We start from the raw sequence: 14,255 nt of genomic DNA, 5'->3' as shown, positions 1-14,255 counted from the left end.
TCACGTCATGCGAGTGGCCCACTCCTGGACCTTCTTGATCCGCTGCTCGATCTGCCCGGCCGTGGCCTCCGCGCTCGGCGGCCCTCCGCACACCCGGCGCAGCTCGGTGTGGATGACCCCGTGCGGCTTGCCGCTCTGGTGCGTGTAGGCGGACACCATCGTGTTCAGCTGCTTGCGCAGGCCCAGCAGCTGCTTGTGCGTGACCACCGGCCGGTCACCGGCCGGCTTCTCCAGCAGGTCCGCCTCCGAGGCCGGCTTCTGCCGGCTGTGGGCGATCTGCCGGGTCTGCCGCTTCTGGAGCAGCAGCTGCACCTGGTCGGGTTCGAGCAGCCCCGGAATACCGAGGTAGTCCTGCTCTTCCTCGCTGCCCGGGTGTGCCTGCATGCCGAACTCGGCACCGTCGTACAGCACCCGGTCGAAGACCGCGTCGGACTCCAGCGCCTCGAAGGGCAGCTGTTCCTCGGTCTCCTCGTCCTCCAGCTTCTCGGCGTCGGCGAGGAGCTTGTCCTCCTCCGAGAACGGGTTCTCCTCGTCGCTGCCCTTCTTGGGCTTGTCGAGGACGTGGTCCCGTTCGACTTCCATCTCGTTGGCGAAATCGAGGAGCATCGGGATGGTGGGGACGAAGACGGACGCGGTCTCACCGCGCCTGCGGGAGCGGACGAAGCGCCCGACGGCCTGGGCGAAGAAGAGCGGCGTCGAGATGGTGGTGGCGTACACGCCGACGGCCAGGCGCGGCACGTCGACGCCCTCCGACACCATGCGGACCGCGACCATCCAGCGCGAGCCGTCCTCGGTGAACTGATCGATCTTCTTCGACGCGGCCTTCTCGTCGGAGAGGACCACGGTCACCTTGTCGCCGGAGACCTTCTTCAGGATCTTGGCGTACTCGCGCGCCGACTCCTGGTCGGTGGCGATGACAAGCCCGCCCGCGTCCGGGATGCCCTTGCGGACCTCGGTGAGCCGCTTGTCGGCGGCGCTGAGGACGTTGGGGATCCAGTCGCCGGTGGGCGACAGCGCGGTGCGCCAGGCCTGGCCGATGGCGTCCTTGGTCATCGGCTCGCCGAGCCGGGCGGCGATCTCGTCACCGGCCTTGGTGCGCCAGCGCATGTTGCCGCTGTAGCTGAGGAAGATCACGGGGCGGACGACGCCGTCGGCGAGCGCGTTGCCGTAGCCGTAGGTGTAGTCGGCCGAGGACCTGCGGATGCCGTCGTTGCCCTCCTCGTACGCGACGAAGGGGATCGGGTTGGTGTCCGAGCGGAACGGGGTGCCGGTGAGGGCGAGCCGGCGGGTCGCCGGGTCGAACGCCTCCTGGCAGGCCTCACCCCAGGACTTCGAGTCACCGGCGTGGTGGATCTCGTCGAGGATCACCAGGGTCTTGCGCTGCTCGCAGCGGTTGCGGTGCAGCATCGGACGGACGCCGACGCCCGCGTACGTGACCGCGACCCCGTGGTACTCCTTGCTCACGGGGCCCGCGCTGTACTCGGGGTCGAGCTTGATCCCTATCCGGGCCGCCGCCTCCGCCCACTGCTTCTTCAGGTGTTCGGTGGGCGCGACGACGGTGATCTGCTGCACGACGTGGTGGTGGAGCAGCCATGAGGCGAGGGTCAGCGCGAAGGTGGTCTTCCCTGCGCCGGGGGTCGCGACCGCGAGGAAGTCGCGCGGCTGCTCCTGGATGTACCTCTCGAGGGCACCCTGCTGCCAGGCTCGCAGCTTGCCGGCCGTGCCCCAGGGGGCGCGGCCGGGAAAGGCGGGTGAGAGGTGGTGGGAGGCGGTAGTAGTCACGGTCTCCGGTTCGGGTCTCTCGGGTACGTGTGGTGCTGTCCGCGCGGACCGGGACGGGCCCGTACGCGATACGACAACCGGGCCACCCTACCGGGGGACGGCGCCGAACCCCGTACGAACCAGCCGTGGTCCGGTACTGCTGAGACCCGCTTCACAGGGGTGCGACGGCTACGTGGCGGACCCGGGCAGCCGCTCCACGATCCTGGGCGTGTCCAGGACTCCCCGGCAGACGTCGAGGGCCGGTAGGGCCGGCTGCGCTGCTCATCGGCAGTACCGGAGCGGCGGCCTTGCACGGCGGCGAAAGGAACGCCGCGCAGGGCCGCAGCGCCCCGGAAATGGCGAGGTATCGCTCCTACGCCCGCGTCCGCACCCGCGTAGCCACCCACGCCCCGACCAGCGCCACCCCCGCCATCGGCAGGAACACCACCGCGAACGCCCCCGGGTGCGAGCCCGGCGCGCCCACCTCCACCGCCTCGTGCACCGCTCCCACCGCACCTCCGCCGAGCGCGGCGAAGGCCGCACCCCCCGCCGCCAGCAGCAGGACGTTGGAGAGGCCGTCGGAGATCTGCAGGGCCGCGGAGTTCGCCCCCGCCTCCTCGGGCGCGGACAGTTTCAGCAGCAGCACGCTCGTCGAGGCGATCACGATGCCCATGCCGAAGCAGCCGAAGGCCCAGGCCACCGCCACGGTCCAGACCGGTACCCCGTCGATCAGCACCGCCGGTGCCGTGGCGATCGCCGCGGCGACCAGCACCATGGCGCCCACCAACAGCCGGTCGCGGTGCGGTTCCACGAACGGCCGGGACTGTATGTACGAGCCCAGCGCCCACGTTCCGCCGCCGGCGGCGAGGGAGAGTCCGGCCATCGTCGGGGACATCCCGCGCTGGGTCACCAGCATCAGGGGGACGAACGACTCGGCGGCGATGAACGACCCTGCCGCCACCCCGCGCAGCAGCACCACTGCGGGCAGTCCGCGCGCGGCACGGCCGGTGCCCGGGGGCAGCAGGCCACGGATCGCGGGGACGAGCAGGGCCACACCGGCGGCGGCCGGGAGCAGGGAGAACCAGTTCCGCTCCTGCCCGGCGTACTGGAGCAGACCGGCGCCCACCGAGATGCCCAGTGCCAGCACGATGCGCCGGCGGTCGTACGGTTCGACGGGCGCCGCCGGATCGGCAGGGCCGGAGGCCATCCGCCGGATCGCGGGCAGCGCGAGCACCAGCGGGAAGACGACCAGCACGGGGATACCGACGAAGACCCAGCGCCAGCCCAGGTGCTCGGTGACGCTCCCGGAGGCCAGTGGCCCCACGACGGACGGAATCACCCAGCTCGCTGCGAACGCGGCCAGGATCGCCGGCCGCAGATGCTCCGGGTAGGCCCGGCTGATCACCACGTACAGCGCGACGATCACCAGTCCGCCGCCGAGCCCCTGCACCGCCCGGCCCGCGATGAACATCCACATGGTGCCCGCGGTCCCGGACAGCAGCAGCCCCGCCCCGAAGGCGCTGATCCCGGCGGCGAGCGGTGCGAGCGGCCCGCGCCGGTCGGCCCACTGGCCGGACAGCACCATGGCGAAGAGGCTGGTGGTGAAGTACGCCGAGAAGGCGAAGGCGTACAGCGGAATGCCGTGCAGCTCACGGGCGGCGACCGGCATCGCGGTCCCCACGGCGGTCGCCTCGAAGGCGATCAGGAACACGACGGAGACGATGCCGATGCTGAGTGCCCGGTAGGTCCGCCCGAGAACCCCGTCGGGCGCTGCGGACACCGTTTCGCCCAGGGCGATGCCGGCGTCTTCGGTGAGGGGCGAGACGTCGGCGTCGCGCGGTTCCAGGACGGTCATGAGCCCAAGAGTAAGGGGCGAAGTCCGGTATCAGACCTGTCGCGGGTCGCTCACATGGTCGTCCGTTGGTCGTAGGACCGGAGCTCGCGGAACCGCCGGCGATCGTGAACGCCGTATGGCAGTCGCGTTGCACGGCGGCCCGCACCCTTGTACGCCGCGCGGCTGCGGGCCTACGGTCGGGACGTCGCAGCAACGCACGACCGTGTGCCCGAGAGGCTCAGGGGCTCGACTGCAACTCGAGTTACACCGGTTCGAATCCGGTCACGGTCTCCACACCGAACCGCCCGCCCCTCACGCAGAGGGGCGGGCGGTGGCGTTCAGGGGGCGGGTCCGGTCAGGACTTGGGGGCGGCGACCGCCGCCTGCGGCCTGATCGGGAGGCGGTTGACCGGGCGGCCGGTGGCCGACCGGACCGCCGCCGCGACCGCGGCCGGCGAGGTCACCACCGGGATCGCCGAGGCGGGCTTGGCACCGAAGGGGGCCACCACGTCACGTTCCTCGACGAGCTTGACGATGCGGATGTCCGGAGCGTCGAGCGCCGTCGGAAGGGCGTAACCCGTCAGGTCGGGGTGGCGGACGAGACCGCGGGCGCTGCGGAGGTTCTCCGTCAGGGCGGCCCCGATGCCCTGGGTGATGCCCGCCTCGATGCGGGTCGCCAGCTGGGACGGGTTGAGGACCCGGCCGACGTCCTGGGCGATCGCCATCTCGACGACCCGGATCGAGCCGAGCTCGATGTCGACGTCCACCACCGCACGGATCGCGCAGAACGCGAGGCCGACGAAGGCGTCGCCCTGGCCGGACTCGTCGAGCGGCTCGGTGGGATGGGGGCGGCACTGGGCGGTGGCCCAGAGCTCCTTGCCGTCCATCGCTTCCGCGACGGTCGTGGAGAGCACCCCGTCGTACGAGGTGATCTTTCCGTCGGCGATCTGGAGCAGCTCGGTGGACATGCCGAACTTGTGGGCCAGCGGCTGGAGCAGCTGGGTGCGGACCATCTTCGCGGCGCGTTCGACCGCTCCGGCGGAGACCCAGGTGTGGCGCCCGTGCGTCGCCGGGCCGGCCGGGGGCTGGTCGGTGTCGACGGAGGCGACGTGCACCTCTTCGATGCCGAGCGTCTCCTGCACGACCTGCCGGGCCAGTGTGGAGAAGCCCTGACCCGTCTCGACCGCGGCGCAGATGACCGTGGCGACGCCGTCGTGGACCCGGACGGTGGCGGTGGAGACCTCGTCGGTCCCCTCGGCGCCGAGCATGTGGACCATGCCCAGCGCGTACCCGACCCCGCGCCGCACGGCGCCGGGTTCCCCCGCGCCCTCGGGGCCGCCGGGGAGAAGCCAGTCGTCCTCCGGGGAGTCCTTGGGCAGCGAGGGGAGCGGGAAGTCCCGGACGGAACGCAGGAGCTCCGCGACGGGGGCGGGGCAGGTCACCGTCTGCCCGGTGGGCAGGATGTCGCCGGTGGACAGGACGTTGCGCATCCGCAGTTCGGCCGGTTCGATGCCGAGCTTGGCCGCCAGCTTGTCCATCTGGCCCTCGTACGCGGCACACACCTGCATCGCGCCCTCGCCCCGGACATGGCCGGACGGCGGGTTGTTCGTCCGGACCGCCCAGCCCTCGATGAAGGCGTGCGGCACGACGTACGGACCACAGGCGAAGGCGACCGCGGCGGCCAGGGACTCCGAGGAGGCGTCCGCGTAGGCGCCCGCGTCCAGGAGGATCTGGGCCTCGACCTTGACCAGACGGCCCTCGGCGTCCGCGTGGTGGCGGTAGCGCAGCAGGGTGGGGTGGCGGTGCGCGTGGCCGAGGAAGGACTCCTCGCGGGTGGCGGCCAGCTTGACCGGGCAGCCGGTGCGCAGGGCGAGCAGGCCGAGCGGGAGCTGGAAGCCGGGGTCCTCGCGGTCGCCGGTGGCGCCGGGCACTCCGGTGACGACGACCTTCACCCGGTCCGGTTCGAGGCCGAAGCAGGCCGCGGCGAGGTCCCGGTCGGTGTGCGGGTCGGTGGAGGCGGTGTAGATCTCCACTCCGCCGTCGGGTCGGGGCACGGCGAGGCCGGCCTCGGCGCCGATCGGTGCCGGGTCCTGGCGGCCGATGCGGTACAGGCCCTCGACGACGACCTCGCCGACGATCTCCGGATCGCCGTAGCGCAGCGGGATGTGGCGGATCAGGTTGCCGTCGGGGTGCAGCGGCTCGGCGGCGAACGCCTTCTCCGGGTCGGTGACCGGTTCCAGCACCTCGTACTCGACGGTGATCGCGGCAGCGGCCAGTCGGGCGGTGTCCGGGTGGTCGGCGGCGACCGCGGCAATCGGCTCGCCGTGGTGGCGCACCAGGTCCGACGCGAAGACGGGTCGGTCGACGACGCGGCGGCCGTAGGACTTCTCGCCGGGGACGTCCTCGTGGGTGACGACGGCGCGGACGCCCGGCATCCCGACCGCGCCCGTGGTGTCGATGGACAGGATGCGGGCGTGCGGGTGCGGGGAGCGGAGCACGGCCGCCCAGAGCAGTCCCTCGGCCCACAGGTCGGCGGCGTAGGGGAAGGTGCCCTCGGTCTTGGCGCGGGCGTCGGCGGGCGGCAGGGAGGCGCCCAGGCCGAGCAGCGGCTGCTCGGTCTCGGGGCCGCTCGGGCCGTCCAGCGACGGGATGCTGATCGCCGTGTGGGTCGCGCCCGCCGCGGTGGCTGCGTCGTTGCTCACGCCATGCCTCCGTCCTGCAGATGGGCCTGCACACTACCCGCGCCCGGCGCCGCCTGGTGCGGGATGCGGGCCTCGTCCGGCACCGCGGATTCCCGAGCGGGTGCCGAGGTCGCCTCGGAGGCGGCCTCACGGCCCGCGATGACCTCGTTCACGGCGTCGAGCACGCCGCGGTAGCCGGAGCAGCGGCAGAGGTTGCCGCAGAGGGCCTGGCGGGTCTCCAGCTCGCTGGGGGCGTGGTTGCCCTCCAGCAGGTCGTGGACGGTCATGGCCATGCCGGGGATACAGAAGCCGCACTGGACGGCACCGCAGTCCGCCAGGGCGCGCTGGACGTCGGACGGCTCGCCGTCGACGGCCAGGCCCTCGACCGTACGGACCTCGCTGCCCGCCGTCGTGGCAGCGGGGACCAGACAGGAGGCGACGAGACGGCCGTCCACCTGGACGTTGCAGGCACCGCACTCGCCCTGTGAGCAGCCGTCCTTCGCACCGGCGAGGCCGAGGCGCTCGCGCAGCACGTAGAGCAGCGACTCGCCGATCCAGGCGTCGGTGACCGGCCGGTCGGCGCCGTTCACGTGGAGCACGTACGAGGTGGCGGGGTGTTCGCTGGGCAGGTCGAGCGGTACGGCGGGCGGGGACTCCTCGACCGCCTCGTCGTCCGGGGCCGCGTCCGGCACCGCTTCGTCCGGGTCCGCTTCGTCCGGGTCCGCTGCGTCCGGGCCCGCTGCGTCCGGGGCTGCCGCGTCGGGCTGCTCGGGGGCGGGCTGCTGGGCGTCCTCGGGGGCGGCGTCCGGGGAATCGGGCCCGGCCACGATGTCGTCCGCGACCGGCTCCGGTCCCGGCTCGTCCGCGGGGGCGTCGGCCGGCGCGTCGGCAGCGGGCTCCGGGAGCGTGCCCAGATCCGTACCCAGGGCCGGGGTGCCCCCGGCACCGGACTGCGGTTCCTGCGTCGCCCACGGCGCGGGCGCTCCGCCCGGCAGAGTGGCCGGAGGGGTGCGGTCCTGGTACCAGCCGGCGGCCAGGGCGGAGGCCGAGAACTCGCCGGACTCCTCCGGGAGATCGCCGTCGGCGACCGGGATCGTCCACTGTCCGGTGTGGCCGGACGCCTCGGCGGGGCCGCCGGACTCGGCGAAGTTCCACTGACCGGTGGCGGCCGAGGTCCCGGGGTACTGCTCCGGGTACTCCTGCTCCGGGTACTGCTGCTCCGGGTACTCCTGCTCCGGGTACTGCTGGGAGGCCTGCGGACCGGGCTGCGGGTATCCGTACGGCGTCTGCTGCTGGTTCGGGTCCGGCCAGTGCACCGCGGCCGGTGCGGGCTCCGCGCCGGCGTCCTGGTGGTCGGGCAGACCCTGCTGGTCCTGCCGGCCCGGCGTCTGGACGACCCAGCTGCCGGTGGCCGCGGGGTCGAGGCCGGCCGCCGGGGTCAGCGGAAGGATCATCGGGGGTACGTACCCCTGGCCGGGTGCGGCCAGGGGTACGTTCGCCAGGTCCTCGGGCGGCAGGTGGACGAAGGCGGTCGCCTCGGCGTCGTACTCGCCGCCCTGCGGGGTCGGCTCCCAGTGCCCGCGCCGGTCGGCGTGGTCCTCGTTGCTCACGACAGTGCCCTCCCCAGCGCGCGTCGGGCCAGCGCGGCGACGGTGCGCCGCAGGTGCAGTACGGCGGGGGGCAGCGGTGGTGCCTCTCCCCCGTCGTCGGGCGGTGCCTGGTCCGGGATGCAGGCCGCGGCGACGTACTCGCCGAAAGCGGCCAGCGCGTCGGGGGCCAGGCCCCGTTCGCCGTCCCAGTCGATCAGTGAGGCGATCCAGCGCTCGGCCTCCAGCGGCCGCAGCGGCATCGGCGCGATGGCGCCGACCGCACAGCGCACCCCGCGCCGCGCCGGGTCGAGCACGATCGCGACGGAGGCCGTGGCCCGGCCGGGGCCGGTGCGTCCGGTCGCCTTGAGGAACACCTGCGGGGCATGCAGCAGCGGGACGCGGACGAAGCCGATCAGCTCGGCGGGCTCCAGCATCTCGCGGCCGGCCAGCAGGTGCGAGACCGGGATCTCGCGGCGCCCGCCACCGGGGCCCGCGATGACGAGTTCGGCCTCCAGGGCGGCGAGCACCGGCAGTGCGTCACCGGTCGGTGCGGCCGTGGCGATGTTGCCGCCAAGCGTTCCGGCGTTGCGGATCTGGGGCGGGCCTGCCGCGCGGGCGGAGGCGGCGAGGGCCGGGATGAGGGCGGCGAAGTCGGGCCGCCCCATGCGTGCGTGGGTGAGACCGGCGCCCAGCAGGGCGTGGCCGTCCTGGTAGTGCCAGCCGCGGAGCTCGCTGATCCGGCCGAGGCCGACCAGTCCGGAAGGGCGCATGAGTCCCTTGTTGACGGCCGCCATCAGGTCCGTGCCGCCTGCCACGGGGACGGCGGCGGGCATGGCGCCGAGTGCCGCCACGGCCTCGTCCAGCGAGGCAGGCAGCGTGACGGACTGCGTCGCCTGCGGTGCGTGCGTGGTCAACCCAGCTGCCCCTTCCCGGTGTCCCGGCGTCCCGCCTGTTTCGCCGTACGGTACGTGCTCAAAGCCCGGACGTGGCAACTCTGGCACATCTTCGGACCGGCCCGACGCGAGGGTCCGCGAAGGGTGTATCCGTCCCCGATCAGGGAAATGATCCCCTTTCGCACCTCTTCAGCGCAGAATGCGAATTGCCGCCGTTCAACGCGCTTGTACGACTTGTCCGTTCCCGCCGGCGACGGCTCCCGCGGGCGGCACTCCCGCGCGAACGGCACCGCCACCACGGCCCCGGGGACCGTGGTGGCGGCAACCGGACCGCGTCCGGACTCACACGTTCGGGGGCATTCCCTCGATCGGGCGTCCGAGGACCCCGGGGCGGAGGTGCCGGGGCAACGGACCGCCCGGCGGCCGGTAGTCGACGCCGAGCGCGTCAAGTCGCGCGTAGTGCGTGACCATTCGGCGCTCGAAGTCCGCGAAGTCCCGGTCCGCGGGGGCGGGCAGGGCCGACCAGGCGACCTCGGCGAAGGCGGCGAGGCGCGGGAAGACCTGGTAGTCGACGCGGGACCGGTTCTGCATGACCTCGGTCCACACGTTGGCCTGAGTGCCGAGGACATGACGGGCCGCTTCCTCGGAGAGGGCCGGCGGCACGGGCTCGAAGCGGTAGACGTCCTCCAGGGTGCGGACGTATCCGATGGGCATCGGCTCGTCGGGGCCACCGTGCTGACGGTGGTCCAGATACACCTGCTGCTCCGGGCACATGACGACGTCGTGCCCGGCCTCGGCCGCCGCGATGCCGCCCGCGTAACCGCGCCACGAGGAGACGGCCGCGCCCTCGGCCAGTCCCCCTTCCAGGATCTCGTCCCAGCCGATCAGACGGCGACCGCGCGCGGTGAGCCAGGTGTCGAAGTGCCGGATGAACCAGGACTGCAGCTCGTCCTCGCCGGCCAGGCCGAGTTCCTTGATGCGCGCCTGGGCGGCCGGGGACTGCTTCCACTGGTCCTTGGGGCACTCGTCGCCGCCGACGTGGATGAACGGCGAGGTGTCCGCGGGGAACAGCTCCAACAGCTCCTCGAAGACGCCCTCGAAGAAGCTCAGGGTGTGGTCGGAGGGGGCGAGCACGTTCGGATTGACACCCCAGTTGTCCCACACGGCCAGCGCGGACGTGTCGACGACGTCGGTGTTGCCCAGCGCCGGATAGGCACTGATGGCGGCCTGCGAGTGGCCCGGGACGTCGATCTCGGGAACGACCCGGATGTGCCGCTCGGCGGCGTACGCCACGATCTCGCGGATGTCGTCCTGCGTGTAGTAACCGCCGTGCGGAGTCTCGTCCCAGAGTTCGGACGCCCGGTGCCCGTACTTGGTACGCGAGCGCCACGCCCCCACCTCGGTCAGGCGCGGGTAGCGCTTGATCTCGACGCGCCAGCCCTGGTCGTCGGTGAGGTGGAAGTGGAAGACGTTCAGCTTGTGGGCGGCGAGGAGGTCGAGGTAGCGCAGGACGTCGTCCTTCGGCAGGAAGTGCCGTGACACGTCGAGCATCAGTCCGCGCCAGCCGAAGCGGGGACGGTCCTCGATGTCCGTGAACCCGAGGGCGTGCGTGGCGCGGCCGCCGACGGGGGCCCGCCGGAAGGCCTCGGGGCCCAGCAGCTGACGCAGCGTCTGCGCGCCCCAGAAGACCCCTGCGGGGCTGCCGCCCGCGATCACGACGCTTCCGTCGGGTCCGGTGGTCAGGCGGTAGCCCTCGGACGCCGACGACGGGTCGACGCGCAGCCGGATGGCGCGCGGGGCCCCCTCGGCGCCCGGTGCGAGCGGCAGGCCGAACGCGGCGCCGAGCGTGGCACGCAGCCAGCGCTCGGTGCCCTCGGTGCCGGGGGCCGCGTCGATGCGGGTGGACGCGTCCAGGAGGAACCCGCACCGCCCCTGGTCGCCGACGCTCACGGGCGCCGGGATCAGTTCCATGTCCATGCCGTCAGTCCTTAACCGCTCCGCCGGTTCGGGGACCCGGCGTCGCTGTACGAGTTACGAATACGCCCGGTACGGGACCGGAAGCCCCCCACGGAAAGGGCTTGCAGCATGCGCGATGCGCCTTTCGTTTCGTTGTGCACACCGTGCGGAACGTTAGGTCCGGACCAAGGAGGCGACAAGTGGTCTCGACCACTCCGTGCCCCTGGCGCAGCCGTGCAACACCGCCGGACCGCACGAAGAAGAGCCCCCGGGGCACGCGGCTGCGTACCCCGGGGGCTCTCCCGGGCCGTTCTGTCGTGCGGCCGGACTACTGCTTGTCCTTGCCGCCCTTGCCCTTGTCCTTGTCGCCGCCGGCGCCCATGGACTCGTAGATCTCCTTGCACATGGGGCAGACCGGGTACTTCTTGGGGTCGCGCCCCGGTACCCAGACCTTGCCGCACAGTGCGACCACGGGGGTGCCCTCCAGGGCACTCGCCATGATCTTGTCCTTCTGAACGTAGTGGGCGTAGCGCTCGTGGTCGCCGTCGCCGTTCGACACCTGTGGTGTCGGCTCCACGAGGGTTCCGGTGCCTGACCCGCGCTCGGGCTCAAGAGTGCTCATAACCGCCAAGCGTACTGAAAGTCCGGGCATCAGTTCAGCGAAGGGTCGTCCGGATAGGTGGCGATCATGGCCAGTTCGCTGCGCTGACGGCGCAGGACCGCCCGCCAGAGGCTCTCCGGGCGGGGCGAGGACACGTCGCCCGGTTCCGACTCGACGACGTACCAGGCGCCCTCGGACAGCTCCGACTCCAGCTGGCCCGGCCCCCAGCCGGCGTATCCGGCGAAGATCCGCAGCGAGCCGAGCGCCGCAGCCAGCAGCTCCGGGGGCGTCTCCAGGTCCACCAGGCCGATCGCCCCGTAGACCCGGCGCCAGCCCAGGGGCCCCTCGTCGCCGGGGATCACCGCCACGCCGAGCGCCGAGTCCAGCGAGACGGGGCCGCCCTGGAAGACGACGTCGGGCTCGCCGGTGAGCTCCGCCCAGGACGCGAGGATGTCACCGACGCCGACCGGGGTCGGGCGGTTCAGGACCACGCCCAGGGAGCCCTCCTCGTCGTGGTCGAGGAGCAGCACCACCGCGCGGTCGAAATTCGGGTCGGCGAGGGCGGGTGTGGCCACGAGCAGTCGCCCTGTGAGCGAGGACACCTCCGTCATGGCAGAAATGATCCCGCATCTTCGGCGTTCGCGGGGGCCAAGAGCGTCCTTGGTCCCGCACCATGCCCGAGCGCAGCTCAGGGCGCACGGATGCACGAGGAGCGCACAACCCGGCCGCCCATCCGGACGGTAACCCTCCGCAAGATCCGGGAAGCACAGAGTGCCGGGACGGATCCATGGCGTTCGCACACCCCCCGCTCCCTTAGGGAAGGGGGGCGCCGGGCCATTACCCTTTCGATTGGCCCCCTGCCCGACCACTCCGGAACGCGAGATTCATGACCGGCACAGACGATGTCCTGCTTGTCCACGGCGGAACCCCGCTGGAGGGCGAGATCCGCGTCCGAGGCGCCAAGAACCTGGTGCCGAAGGCAATGGTCGCCGCGCTGCTCGGCAGCGGGCCCAGCCGGCTGCGCAACGTCCCCGACATCCGCGACGTGCGGGTGGTGCGCGGGCTGCTGCAGCTGCACGGCGTAACGGTCCGTCCAGGTGACGAACCGGGTGAGCTGATCCTCGACCCCACCCACGTCGAGAGTGCGAACGTCGCCGACATCGACGCCCACGCGGGTTCGTCGCGCATCCCGATCCTCTTCTGCGGGCCGTTGCTGCACCGGCTGGGCCACGCGTTCATCCCGGGGCTCGGCGGCTGCGACATCGGCGGCCGGCCGATCGACTTCCACTTCGACGTGCTGCGCCAGTTCGGCGCGACGATCGAGAAGCGGGCGGACGGCCAGTACCTGGAGGCCCCGCAGCGGCTGCGCGGCACCAAGATCCGGCTGCCGTACCCGTCGGTGGGCTCCACCGAGCAGGTGCTGCTGACCGCGGTGCTCGCCGAGGGTGTCACCGAGCTGTCCAACGCGGCGGTGGAGCCGGAGATCGAGGACCTCATCTGCGTACTGCAGAAGATGGGCGCGATCATCTCCATGGACACCGACCGGACCATCCGGATCACCGGTGTCGACCGTCTCGACGGTTACACCCACCGCGCGATCCCGGACCGTCTGGAGGCCGCCTCCTGGGCGTCCGCGGCGCTGGCGACCGAGGGCAACATCTACGTGCGCGGCGCCCAGCAGCGCTCGATGATGACGTTCCTCAACACCTTCCGCCGCGTCGGCGGTGCCTTCGAGATCGACGACGAGGGCATCCGCTTCTGGCACCCGGGCGGCGCGCTGAACGCCATCGCGCTGGAGACGGACGTGCACCCCGGCTTCCAGACCGACTGGCAGCAGCCCCTCGTCGTGGCGCTGACGCAGGCCTCCGGCCTGTCGATCGTCCACGAGACGGTGTACGAGTCGCGGCTCGGCTTCACTTCGGCGCTCAACCAGATGGGCGCGCACATCCAGCTCTACCGCGAGTGCCTGGGCGGCTCCGACTGCCGCTTCGGCCAGCGCAACTTCCTGCACTCCGCGGTCGTCTCCGGGCCGACGAAGCTGCAGGGCGCGGATCTGGTCATCCCGGACCTGCGCGGCGGTTTCTCGTACCTGATCGCCGCACTGGCGGCCCAGGGGACGTCCCGGGTCCACGGGATCGACCTGATCAACCGCGGCTACGAGAACTTCATGGAGAAGCTGGAGAAGCTCGGCGCGAAGGTGGAGCTGCCGGGCGGTTCGCTGGTCTGAGGCTGGGTTCCCGGGGGTCCGCGTCCCCGGGAACACGCCTGGCGGGCCGTAGAACGGCGTTCTGCGGCCCGCACGCCGAAGGGCGGCCACCCTGGTCGGGGTGACCGCCCTTCGGCGTGCTCAGGGGTGTTACTTGCCCTTGGCGGCTTCCTTGAGCTTCGAGCCCGCGGAGACCTTCACGCTGTAGCCGGCGGGGATGTTGATCGGGTCGCCGGTCTGCGGGTTACGCGCGGTGCGAGCGGCACGGTGGGTGCGCTCGAAGGTCAGGAAACCGGGGATGGTGACCTTCTCGTCGCCCTTGGCGACGATCTCACCGACGGTCTCGGCGAGCGCGGCCAGCACGGCGTCGGCGTCCTTGCGAGTCACCTCGGCGCGGTCGGCCAGGGCGGCCACCAGCTCACTGCGGTTCATGTTGTTACTCCCGTGTTCTTCTTGCCTGTGAGGCGTGAGATCGAAGCCGATGCTGCCAGGGCCCTCGGACAGTCCCCGGACCCGGGTCCGAATTTTTGAGACCTTCGCGCCCCGTGGGGTCTCCCCCGGACGAAGTCCTTGGGAAAGCATCCTGCCCCCACCTGCGGCGGGAAAGCCAATCCGGCACCTTCCGGAGTCACACGAAAAGCACCACTGCCTCGTCGTGGTGACGTTCCGTCGACTCCCCAGAAGCGGTCCGCACCTGATGCGGGGCTCTGCGGGACGCGTCGCCCGCCCACCCTA

At 72.1% G+C, this 14,255-nt stretch carries 10 protein-coding genes and 1 tRNA gene; 2 read left to right on the top strand and 9 right to left on the bottom strand.

The window, feature by feature from the left end:
• Positions 1 to 1,782, bottom strand: coding sequence for a DEAD/DEAH box helicase (locus OG538_RS23050; protein WP_406096491.1), 1,782 nt, complete (start codon positions 1,780 to 1,782; stop codon positions 1 to 3).
• A gap of 352 nt (positions 1,783 to 2,134) precedes the next feature.
• Positions 2,135 to 3,616 (bottom strand): MFS transporter, encoded by a 1,482-nt coding sequence (locus OG538_RS23045; protein WP_406096489.1) that lies wholly within the window; start codon positions 3,614 to 3,616, stop codon positions 2,135 to 2,137.
• Between the two features lie 198 nt (positions 3,617 to 3,814).
• On the opposite strand from OG538_RS23045, the gene OG538_RS23040 reads away from it, so the two are divergent.
• Positions 3,815 to 3,889 (top strand) — tRNA-Cys (locus OG538_RS23040).
• A 61-nt stretch (positions 3,890 to 3,950) separates the two neighbouring features.
• On the opposite strand, the gene OG538_RS23035 is transcribed toward OG538_RS23040, so the two are convergent.
• From OG538_RS23035 to OG538_RS23010, 6 genes are all read right to left on the bottom strand, one after another.
• Positions 3,951 to 6,296 carry a xanthine dehydrogenase family protein molybdopterin-binding subunit gene (locus tag OG538_RS23035; RefSeq protein ID WP_406096487.1) on the bottom strand — a complete coding sequence of 782 codons (2,346 nt, stop codon included), beginning with the start codon at positions 6,294 to 6,296 and terminating at the stop codon, positions 3,951 to 3,953.
• On the bottom strand, positions 6,293 to 7,885 hold the full coding sequence (locus OG538_RS23030; RefSeq protein ID WP_406096485.1) for a 2Fe-2S iron-sulfur cluster-binding protein: 1,593 nt from the start codon (positions 7,883 to 7,885) through the stop codon (positions 6,293 to 6,295). The genes OG538_RS23035 and OG538_RS23030 overlap by 4 nt, the downstream gene beginning before the upstream one ends.
• On the bottom strand, positions 7,882 to 8,778 hold the full coding sequence (locus OG538_RS23025; protein ID WP_406096483.1) for an FAD binding domain-containing protein: 897 nt from the start codon (positions 8,776 to 8,778) through the stop codon (positions 7,882 to 7,884). The genes OG538_RS23030 and OG538_RS23025 overlap by 4 nt, the downstream gene beginning before the upstream one ends.
• A gap of 321 nt (positions 8,779 to 9,099) precedes the next feature.
• Positions 9,100 to 10,734, bottom strand: coding sequence for a beta-N-acetylhexosaminidase (locus OG538_RS23020; RefSeq protein WP_406096481.1), 1,635 nt, complete (start codon positions 10,732 to 10,734; stop codon positions 9,100 to 9,102).
• A 307-nt stretch (positions 10,735 to 11,041) separates the two neighbouring features.
• On the bottom strand, positions 11,042 to 11,335 hold the full coding sequence (locus OG538_RS23015; RefSeq protein WP_362543450.1) for a DUF3039 domain-containing protein: 294 nt from the start codon (positions 11,333 to 11,335) through the stop codon (positions 11,042 to 11,044).
• 29 nt (positions 11,336 to 11,364) lie between these two features.
• Positions 11,365 to 11,925: a YqgE/AlgH family protein gene (locus OG538_RS23010; RefSeq protein ID WP_219573439.1), complete on the bottom strand. Its 561-nt coding sequence runs from the start codon at positions 11,923 to 11,925 to the stop codon at positions 11,365 to 11,367.
• 275 nt (positions 11,926 to 12,200) lie between these two features.
• Here OG538_RS23010 and murA point away from each other — a divergent pair, with 275 nt between their 5' ends.
• Positions 12,201 to 13,541, top strand: a complete 1,341-nt coding sequence (gene murA / locus OG538_RS23005; protein ID WP_406096478.1) for a UDP-N-acetylglucosamine 1-carboxyvinyltransferase — start codon at positions 12,201 to 12,203, stop codon at positions 13,539 to 13,541.
• Between the two features lie 129 nt (positions 13,542 to 13,670).
• On the opposite strand, the gene OG538_RS23000 is transcribed toward murA, so the two are convergent.
• Positions 13,671 to 13,952 carry an HU family DNA-binding protein gene (locus OG538_RS23000; protein ID WP_003968811.1) on the bottom strand — a complete coding sequence of 94 codons (282 nt, stop codon included), beginning with the start codon at positions 13,950 to 13,952 and terminating at the stop codon, positions 13,671 to 13,673.
• Positions 13,953 to 14,255 lie beyond the last annotated feature (303 nt).

The organism is Streptomyces sp. NBC_01013 (assembly GCF_045162765.1).
GTDB lineage: Bacteria > Actinomycetota > Actinomycetes > Streptomycetales > Streptomycetaceae > Streptomyces.
Note: the sequence above shows the minus strand (reverse complement) of the source record. Positions and strands in the feature narration are given on the sequence as shown.

Excerpts from the sequence above, each read along its gene's own strand:
- OG538_RS23045 (WP_406096489.1), bottom strand. The coding sequence starts at position 3,616 with ATGACCGTCCTGGAACCGCGCGACGCCGACGTCTCGCCCCTCACCGAA.
- OG538_RS23020 (WP_406096481.1), bottom strand. The coding sequence starts at position 10,734 with ATGGACATGGAACTGATCCCGGCGCCCGTGAGCGTCGGCGACCAGGGG.
- OG538_RS23015 (WP_362543450.1), bottom strand. The coding sequence starts at position 11,335 with ATGAGCACTCTTGAGCCCGAGCGCGGGTCAGGCACCGGAACCCTCGTG.
- OG538_RS23010 (WP_219573439.1), bottom strand. The coding sequence starts at position 11,925 with ATGACGGAGGTGTCCTCGCTCACAGGGCGACTGCTCGTGGCCACACCC.
- murA (WP_406096478.1), top strand. The coding sequence starts at position 12,201 with ATGACCGGCACAGACGATGTCCTGCTTGTCCACGGCGGAACCCCGCTG.
- OG538_RS23000 (WP_003968811.1), bottom strand. The coding sequence starts at position 13,952 with ATGAACCGCAGTGAGCTGGTGGCCGCCCTGGCCGACCGCGCCGAGGTG.